The sequence below is a fragment of the Ottowia thiooxydans DSM 14619 genome, assembly GCF_000422885.1.
In the GTDB taxonomy this organism is placed as follows: Bacteria; Pseudomonadota; Gammaproteobacteria; order Burkholderiales; family Burkholderiaceae_C; genus Ottowia; species Ottowia thiooxydans.
Window position 1 is genome coordinate 23,550 of the sequence record NZ_KE383944.1, and the last position, 6,472, is coordinate 30,021.

7 protein-coding genes are annotated in these 6,472 nt (G+C 58.9%); all 7 read left to right on the forward strand.

Going from position 1 to position 6,472, the window contains the following annotated elements:
- Window positions 1-27 precede the first annotated feature (27 nt).
- The 7 genes from G518_RS0131755 to G518_RS0131785 all read left to right on the forward strand — a co-directional run bounded on the left by G518_RS0131755 (window position 28) and on the right by G518_RS0131785 (window position 6,315).
- Entirely contained in the window at window positions 28-624 is a 597-nt protein-coding gene (locus tag G518_RS0131755) for a hypothetical protein (protein ID WP_028605904.1), read from the forward strand.
- Window positions 621-1,178: a TlpA family protein disulfide reductase gene (locus G518_RS0131760; RefSeq protein WP_028605905.1), complete on the forward strand. Its 558-nt coding sequence runs from the start codon at window positions 621-623 to the stop codon at window positions 1,176-1,178. The genes G518_RS0131755 and G518_RS0131760 overlap by 4 nt, the downstream gene beginning before the upstream one ends.
- Window positions 1,179-1,327: 149 nt before the next feature.
- On the forward strand, window positions 1,328-1,792 hold the full coding sequence (gene accB / locus G518_RS0131765) for an acetyl-CoA carboxylase biotin carboxyl carrier protein (protein ID WP_028605906.1): 465 nt from the start codon (window positions 1,328-1,330) through the stop codon (window positions 1,790-1,792).
- 13 nt (window positions 1,793-1,805) lie between these two features.
- The gene (accC, locus tag G518_RS0131770) at window positions 1,806-3,155 is read left to right on the forward strand and encodes an acetyl-CoA carboxylase biotin carboxylase subunit (RefSeq protein ID WP_028605907.1); all 1,350 of its coding nucleotides are present in this window, start codon (window positions 1,806-1,808) and stop codon (window positions 3,153-3,155) included.
- 10 nt (window positions 3,156-3,165) lie between these two features.
- Window positions 3,166-4,050 carry a 50S ribosomal protein L11 methyltransferase gene (gene prmA, locus G518_RS0131775; RefSeq protein WP_028605908.1) on the forward strand — a complete coding sequence of 295 codons (885 nt, stop codon included), beginning with the start codon at window positions 3,166-3,168 and terminating at the stop codon, window positions 4,048-4,050.
- Window positions 4,051-4,161: 111 nt separating this feature from the next.
- Window positions 4,162-5,370, forward strand: a complete 1,209-nt coding sequence (locus tag G518_RS0131780) for a DUF3426 domain-containing protein (protein WP_084652455.1) — start codon at window positions 4,162-4,164, stop codon at window positions 5,368-5,370.
- 36 nt (window positions 5,371-5,406) lie between these two features.
- Window positions 5,407-6,315 (forward strand): carbohydrate kinase family protein, encoded by a 909-nt coding sequence (locus tag G518_RS0131785; RefSeq protein ID WP_028605910.1) that lies wholly within the window; start codon window positions 5,407-5,409, stop codon window positions 6,313-6,315.
- Window positions 6,316-6,472 lie beyond the last annotated feature (157 nt).

Genomic DNA, 6,472 nt, shown 5'->3' on the forward strand with positions numbered 1-6,472 from the left:
CTGCGTCACCAAGGCAGAATGCGGTAGATGGAAACCCTGATGCACGAAATTGCCGCGACAGCCGCGCGTCTCATTGTGGAAGAGGGGCTCGACTACGGCACAGCCAAGCGCCGTGCCGTCAAGGTCCTGGGAGCCCCTTCACGCGCGCGTCTGCCTGATAACGATCTATTAGAGAGCGAAGTGCGTGACTACCTGGCGCTGTTCTGTGGCGACACGCAACCACAGGAGCTGACTGCACTTCGCCAATTGGCGCTGGTCTGGATGGAGCGCCTGGCTGAGTTTCGCCCGCATCTGGCGGGAGCCGTATGGAACGGAACTGCCACCCGGTTGTCTGACATTCATCTGCAGTTATTCTGCGATGATCCCAAGTCGGCTGAAATTTCGCTCATCGACCATGGCGTGGCCTATGAGCCTCGCTCGGTACGCGGCTTTCATGGTCATTCCGTGGAAGCGCTGAGCTTTTCGAGTCTTTGCCCCGAGTTGGGCGAAACGATCGGTATTCACCTCATGATTTATGACCACGATGATTTGCGCGGGGCTTTGGTGCCACGCGGCTCTGACGCTCGCGCTCCACGCGGGAACACCAAAGCTGTGCAGAAGCTTCTGCAGGAGCCTGGGGCATGACTGATCCCACTTTGAACGAGGCGGCACCTGTGAGCGAGCGCCGGCGATGGTTGCTGGCGGGTGCGGTGGGGGCGGGCGCTGGGCTAGCGGGTGGGGTATTTGCTTGGAAACGTTTCCAACCCCATGATGTGATGCCCGCCAATTTTTGGGAGCTCAGCTTCCCTTCTCATATAGATGGTGCGCCACCACTCTTGTTGACTCCATTTCGTGGAAAACCACTGCTGGTGAACTTCTGGGCCACCTGGTGTCCGCCGTGTGTGGAGGAACTGCCGCTATTGAATCGCTTCTACAACGAAAATAAGGCTAATGGCTGGCAAATGGTTGGTCTTGCGGTGGATAAGGTGGAGCCGGTCAAACGTTTTCTGACCCAGAGGCCCCTTGATTTCCCCGTTGGAATGGCGGGTATGGAAGGCATTGATTTAGCCCGGTCACTGGGCAATGAGGCTGGGGGCCTGCCCTTTACTGTGGTGTTTGGCACCGATGGCAGGGTGCTTGACCGAAAGATTGGCCAAGTTCATGAGCCGGATCTCAAATCTTGGCTCAAAAAGGTCTGAGCTCAACGCCAAGTTAGCCGCTGTAGGCGTTTTTTAGCGAATTTTCGCCTAGCTACCACGCACTGGATTCGGCGAAATATTGTGAATTCGCCGAAATTGACAGCGATTTGATGTAAATTCGCGGGGTTTCATCTGGAAGCATTCATTTCATGGATTTGCGCAAACTCAAGACTCTGATCGACCTCGTGTCGGAATCCAACGTGTCCGAACTGGAAATCACCGAGGCCGAAGGCAAGGTTCGCATCGTCAAGGGATTGCCGTCTCAGGCCCAAGCTGTGGTGTATGGGCCAGCGCCTGTGCAGGCCACCCAACCTGCCCCAGTCCTGGCTCAGACCGCTCCTGCCGTAGAGGCGGACACGACGAGTGCACCGGCTGAAACCGGTTTTGTCGTCAAGTCTCCCATGGTCGGTACGTTCTATCGTTCTGCCAGCCCCGGGGCCAAGCCCTTCGTGGAGGTGGGGACTCAGGTCAAGGTGGGCGATACGGTCTGCATCATCGAAGCGATGAAGATCCTCAATGAGATCGAAGCCGATAAGTCCGGCACCATCACCAAGATCCTGGGCGAGAACGGGCAAGCGGTCGAATACGGCCAACCGCTGGTCGTGATCGAGTAATCCGGGAGATCGGATGTTCAAGAAGATATTGGTCGCCAATCGCGGCGAAATTGCTCTGCGGGTGCAGCGCGCTTGCCGCGAACTGGGCGTCAAGGCGGTCATGGTCTATTCCGAGGCTGACCGAGACGCAAAATACGTTCGTTTGGCTGATGAGGCTGTGTGTATTGGCCCGGCGCCGTCAAGCCAGAGTTACCTGAACATGCCCGCAATTATTTCGGCGGCTGAGGTCACTGATTCCGAGGCCATCCACCCCGGCTACGGATTTCTCAGTGAGAACGCCGATTTCGCCGAGCGTGTGGAAAAAAGCGGTTTTCAGTTCATCGGCCCCACGCCGGAGTCGATCCGCATCATGGGCGACAAGGTGTCTGCCAAGCAGGCCATGATCAAGGCGGGCGTGCCCTGTGTACCGGGCTCTGAAGGTGAGTTGCCGGACGACGCGGCCACGCTCAAGCGCATCGCAAAATCGGTGGGCTATCCGGTCATTATCAAAGCTGCAGGCGGCGGCGGCGGGCGCGGCATGCGGGTTGTGCATACCGAGGCAGCGCTCCTCGCTGCGGTGCAGATGACCAAGGCGGAGGCCGGCGCGGCCTTTGGCAATCCGGCGGTCTACATGGAGAAATACCTCCAGAACCCGCGGCACATTGAGATTCAGATCATTGCGGACAAGCATCGCAACGTGGTTTATCTGGGCGAGCGCGATTGCTCCATGCAGCGCCGCCATCAGAAGGTGATCGAGGAAGCGCCGGCTCCAGGCATTCCACGCCGCCTTATCGAGCGTATTGGCGAGCGCTGCGTAGCGGCCTGCAAGAAAATTGGCTATCGCGGCGCCGGTACTTTCGAATTCTTGTACGAAAACGGCGAGTTCTACTTCATAGAGATGAATACGCGCGTGCAAGTGGAGCATCCGGTCACTGAGTGGGTCACGGGTGTGGATATCGTTCGCACCCAGATCATGGTGGCGGCAGGCGAGAAGCTTCCATTTACGCAGCGGCAGATCCAGATGAGGGGTCACGCCATTGAGTGCCGGGTGAATGCGGAGGATCCGTTCAAGTTCACCCCCTCGCCGGGTCGAGTGACCACTTGGCACATGCCCGGAGGTCCAGGCGTGCGAGTGGACTCTCACGTCTACAACAACTACTTCGTACCGCCGAACTACGATTCCATGATTGGCAAGATCATCGTTCACGGCGATACACGCGAGCAAGCCATTGCCCGCATGCAGACGGCTCTTGCGGAAACTGCGATCGAAGGTATCAGCAGCAACGTGCCCTTGCATCGCGAGTTGATGGTCGATGCTAATTTCATCGCCGGTGGCACCAATATTCACTATCTCGAAAAGTGGTTGAGTGACCACAAACGCTGAAAAGATCGATATGTTCGAGCTGCGACTGATCTGCCCTGAGGAGCAGGTCGAACCGATCTGCGAGGCCTTGGAGGCTTTGGATGCGCTCAGCATCTCCGTGGAAGACGCCGATGCCAATACCGAATCAGAGCATGCTCTGTTCGGTGAACCCGGCATGCCGCCCCCGGCGAGTAGTTGGGAGCGCTCCTGCGTGGTGGCATTGTTTGGATCAGAAGCCGAAGCCCAAGAGGCCGCGGCGCTGTTGAAGGCGCAAGATTTTTTTGAAGGCTGCACGCTTCAGGCGGTGGCCGCTGTCCCAGACGAAGACTGGGTGCGCTTGACGCAGTCGCAATTTGCTCCCGTGGAGATCACACCAGAATTCTGGATCGTGCCTACGTGGCATGAGCCACCCGCGCAGGCAAAGCGCATGATTCGGCTGGACCCTGGCCTGGCCTTTGGCACCGGCACTCACCCGACCACTCGCATGTGTCTGCGCTGGATCGCTACCCAGCCGATAGCCAACCAGCGTGTGCTCGATTACGGCTGCGGTTCAGGCATTCTGGCCATCGGCGCCGCGTTGCATGGTGCAGCCATGATCGATGCAGTTGACATCGATGAAGCCGCGGTGACTTCCACCGTTGACAACGCACAAGCCAACGGCGTCACATTGACCGCCGGTCTGCCTGACAAGGCGCAAGGCGAATATGGCGTAGTGCTGGCGAATATTTTGGCCACGCCGCTCAAGGTGTTGGCGCCCCTGCTCTGCAATCACGTGGCGCCCGGTGGCTCGCTGGTGTTGGCCGGTGTTCTTGAGCGGCAGACCGCTGAGCTCCAGGCTGTTTATGAACCCTTCATCGATTTGCAGGTAGGGGATACGCAAGATGGATGGGTGTTGCTGGTGGGCAAAAAGCCTTAATACCTCCCGGCTGGAGGAGGGTAGAGCCAGTTCGCTCTACCTAGCTTGCGGGGTAGGAATATCTCTTCATCCACGCCGTGTCTTTAGGGCGCTTAGAATCCGTTCCACATCATGAGCTTGATCACGCGTTGCCCCGCTTGTGCGACCATGTTCAAGGTCGTTCCTGATCAGCTGCGCATTTCTGCCGGCTGGGTTCGATGCGGCGTGTGTGCCCACGTGTTCGATGCGGGCGCGGGCATGCTGCCGGCGGCTCAGAGCAAGGAGCTGGAGCCCGTGGCTTCGCTCGCGTCGCCCGCTGCTGCACCTTCGGGCTTGGACGCGTCGCCATCAGAGCCTGTGCGCAATGATTCTGCGTCGCCCCACAGCGCGCCCCATGACGAGGCGCTTGCACCCGAAAATCTCTTGAAGCGTGGAGAGGAACCACCGGTTGCCGATTCACGGCATGATGCGCTGGACAATCTCTCGACCGATCCCGTTTTGACGTCACCCTACGCCTCAGGTTGGCGCACGCAGGAGAGGTCATTGCCAGTGAGCAGGTCGGATGATTCTGCGAGGTTTGATCAAGCGTTCCCTCGTGCCGATGCCTTGCTCGTGCGCCAAGCTACGGGTGCATCACCCGTGTTGAAGCCCGAAGAAGCCGTTCCGGAAGTTGACCCTCATGACTTCGCCCTGAGCCAGCCTCAAGCTGAGCAGCCCAAGGCTCTGCAAGAAGAGGAGAAGGCACCGGGACCTGAGTCTGCCTGGCCCTCTTCTGCGGACTCTCTGCCAGCCCAGGAGGAGCAAGCGCCACCTGTGGCTGAAGAGGTCCCGTCCTTCGTACGCGAGGCTCGGCGTAAAGCCTTTTGGCGCTCCCGCGGTGTCCGCGCCGTTATTTGGTTGGTCGTGGTGCTGGGCGGCCTGGGCCTTGGCCTGCAGTGGACCATCGATCAGCGGGATTGGTTGGCCGCACGGGAGCCCAGGCTGACGCCGCTGCTGGAGCAACTTTGCCGCCCAGTGGGCTGCACGGTTGAGCCCTACCGGAATCTGAACGCCATCGTGATCGATGGATCGAGCTTCCAGCGCGGGCCTGCCAATGCGTTTCAGCTCAGTTTTACTTTGCGCAATAACGATGATGTGCCTGTGGCGACCCCTTCGCTGGAGTTGACGCTCACGGATGCGCAGGATCAGATGCTGTCGCGCCGTGCGCTGCGCGCGCAGGACTTCTCAGCTTCGCGCACTTTGCCTGCGCACGGCGAATTCACTGGGACCAGTGCCTTCACGGTCGACTCACCCGATCCGTCGGCCATAGTGGGCTATCGCGTGATGGCGTTCTATCCCTGAACGAAAAATTCTCAATAAACGGACTCATTCCAATCCATGTCTACCCTCATCTGCGGATCGCTCGCATTCGACACCATCATGAGCTTCGAGGGGCGTTTCGCGACTCAGATCTTGCCTGAGCAGCTGCACATCCTGAATGTTTCTTTCCTGGTGCCTACCCTGCGGCGAGACTTCGGCGGCTGCGCCGGCAACATCGCTTATGCCATGCAGCAACTGGGGGGCACGCCGCTTCCCATGGCCACAGTGGGTAATGATGGCGCTGAATATGTGGAGCGTTTGCGCAGCCTCCATATCGCGACGGACTTCGTGAAGGAGGTCAATGACACCTACACGGCGCAGGCCATGATCATGACTGATCTGGATAACAACCAGATCACTGCATTTCATCCCGGGGCCATGATGCAGGCGCACATTACGCGTATCGCACCACGCGAAGATATCCGCTTGGGAATCGTTTCTCCTGATGGGCGTGATGCCATGTTGCAGCATGCCGAGCAGTTTCATGCTGCTGGTATCCCGTTCGTCTTCGATCCAGGCCAGGGCTTGCCCATGTTCGATGGCCGCGAGTTAGCGAACTTTGTCGAGCTGGCCAGTTGGGTGACCGTGAATGATTACGAAGGCAAGATGCTGTGTGAACGCATGGGCGTTGATTTGCCGGAGTTGTCGCGTCGCGTGCGCGGACTGATCGTCACCCTGGGCGGCGAAGGATGCGACTTATGGGTGCAGGGTGAGAAAACCCACGTGCCAGCCGTGCAAGCGAGCGCAGTGGTCGACCCAACAGGTTGCGGTGATGCCTGGAGGGGGGCCTTGCTCCATGGCCTGGAGCAGGGCTGGTCTTTACTCAAATGCGCGACGCTCGGTAACCGCATCGGTGCCCTCAAGATCGCGGCACGGGGCCCACAAAATTACGTGGTGCCTTCTGAACTCCTATTGAATCTACCCTGAGTTTTTATTGCCGGATCGTCCCTGAACAAAGAAGTACCCCTCGGGTAAGCGTGGGGCACTATTTTCATCGCCGGGCCGCTCCCAAGATGAAAATGCGGCCCCCTCGGGGGGCAGCGGACCACGCGAAGCGGGGGAGCGTGGGGGCCTAGTTTCATCG